2 protein-coding genes are annotated in these 2,324 nt (G+C 46.7%); both read right to left on the bottom strand.

Annotated elements, in window-relative coordinates; genetic code table 11:
* The coding region (locus A587_RS24385) for a condensation domain-containing protein (RefSeq protein WP_017219561.1) at nt 1–1,874 on the bottom strand (1,874 nt) is incomplete at its 3' end.
* On the bottom strand, nt 1,871–2,324 hold a 454-nt coding region (locus A587_RS24380), incomplete at its 5' end, for a phosphopantetheine-binding protein (RefSeq protein WP_017219560.1). The genes A587_RS24385 and A587_RS24380, both read right to left, overlap by 4 nt.

Raw genomic sequence — 2,324 nt, 5'->3', positions numbered from 1 at the left:
ACCAGAGCGACGTTCGTGTCGCTAAGCATATAGGCCAGTCGTGCCTGCGGATAAGTCGGGTCAAGTGGCACATAGGCTCCACCAGCTTTGAGGATCCCCAGAATACCTACCACCATATCCACCGAGCGTTCAACACAAAGCCCGACAAGGGTATCTGGCTTCACACCTTGCGCTTTCAGGTAATGGGCCAGCTGATTCGCGCGGCGGTTTAACTCACCGTAACTAAGGCTCATACCATCACAGACTAGAGCGGTTTTTTTCGAACAACGATCAGCCTGCTCCGCAAAGAGTTCATGGAGACAGTACTCCAATGGTACTTCTGCCTCGGTATTATTCCAGCGCCCAAGTAACTGCTCCCGCTCCTGCACCGTCGCCAGCTCATGGCTAAAGACATCCTGCTCAGGCGCCTGTACCAGAGCGGATAACAAGACCTCAAAATGCTCCGCCATACGCGCTATTGTGTCGCGCTCAAACAAATCGGTATTAAACACCCAGCTCAAGGTCAACCCATCCGGTTTTTCAGCAACATTTAAGGTTAAATCAAATTGTGACACGTCCCCCTGGTTTAAGTTTAACTGAGATAAACTTATTCCCGGTAATGACAAATTGCCTTGTTCATTATTTTGCAGCGCCAGCATCACCTGGAATAACGGGCTGTGGCTCAGGTTACGCTCAGGCTGCAGCCGTTCGACTACTTGCTCAAAAGGGACCTGTTGATGGGCATAGGCATCCAGCAACATTTGTTTGCTTTGTGCCAGAACATCAAAAAATCCGGGCTCACCGGATAAATCACAGCGCAGTACTAAGGTATTGACGAAAAAGCCGATCAAATCCGCCACTTCCATCTGTTCACGGTTGGCTACTGGCGTCCCAACCACGATATCCTTTTCATTGCTGTAGCGAGACAGCAACACAGAAAATGCGGCGTGTAGCCCCATAAATAAGGTTGCCTCTCGGGTTTGGCAAAGTTTTTTTAAACTTGCTAACTCGGTTTTAGCAATACAGGACACATAGGTTTCACCACTAAAACCTTGAGCTAAAGGCCTAGGCTTATCCAGCGGCAGGTTATGCAATGCAGGCAAATCCGAAAGTTTATCTTGCCAATAAGCCAGTTGCTCGTCCAGCTTGTTAGACTGCAGCCATTCCCGCTGCCAGTTGGCATAATCGGCATACTGGATAGCAAGTGGTGTCAGGGGACTCTCTTCTCCCTGCACATAGGCGCTATACAAACGACTGAACTCGTTTACCAGTATCCCCATTGACCAGCCGTCTGAAGCAATATGATGCATGGTGACCAGCAAAATATGTTCCTGGGAGGATAATTTAAGTACCCGTGCTCTCACCATAAAATCCCAGCTTAGATCAAAGATGGCTTCGGCTTCGGCGGAAGCGACTTGATCAATCTGTGTTTGTTGCTCCTCTTTTGGCAGTGCCGACAAGTCCGTCAGTGGCACGTCAAAACCGCTTTTCTCCTTGATAATTTGTACAGGCTCACCATCATCTGCAGCAACAAAACAGGTACGCAAGCTTTCATGGCGCTCCATTATGTCCGCAAATGCCCGTTGCATTGCTCTTTCATCAAAAACACCACTGAGCTTCAAGGCCATCGGCATATTATATTGGTGGCTACCACCGTCGATTTGATCTAACAACCATAACCTTTGCTGGGCAAAAGATAGAAACTCATAATCTCGGTTAGACTTAATCGTCAGGGAATGAAACAGTCGAAGAATATTTTCTTTTTGCTGTTTGAGAAGAGCGATTTGTTCTGCCTTCAACGCACCTGGCATGGCCTCAACTTTTAGTTTCTCGCCAACCAGTTTTACTTCTATGCCGTTTTTTAATAATTCTTTTAATTCGGTTAACAGTGTCATAGTTCTATTTCTTCTAATTCATCCTGATTTGAAATCATCTTATTTCTTTGTGGTATGACGATTTGCGCTTCATCAAATAAGTTGTTTCCTATAAGTTTTGCCTGCTTTTCTATGGTGTTGTGCTCGAAAAAAGCCTTGATAGGGAAGTTAATTGCAAAAGTTTCATTAATTCTGGCCACCAGCTTAGTTGCCAACAGTGAATGGCCGCCAAGCTCAAAGAAGCTATCGGTGATACCTACTTTTTCTAAACCCAACACCTGCTGCCAAATTTCACTCAGGCGTATTTCCGTCTCCGTCTGCGGAGCGATATACTCTGCCCTTAAAGCCTCCATATCCGGCTCTGGCAACGCATGACGGTTTACTTTGCCGTTAGCACTTAGCGGTAAAGCATCTAGGACAACAAAAGCCGCCGGCACCATATAATCTGGTAATACCTGGCGTAAATGCCCA

Origin of the sequence: Pseudoalteromonas sp. NJ631 (assembly GCF_000276645.1) — a bacterium.
GTDB lineage: Bacteria > Pseudomonadota > Gammaproteobacteria > Enterobacterales > Alteromonadaceae > Pseudoalteromonas > Pseudoalteromonas piscicida.
This window is presented reverse-complemented; position numbering and strand designations above follow the sequence as displayed.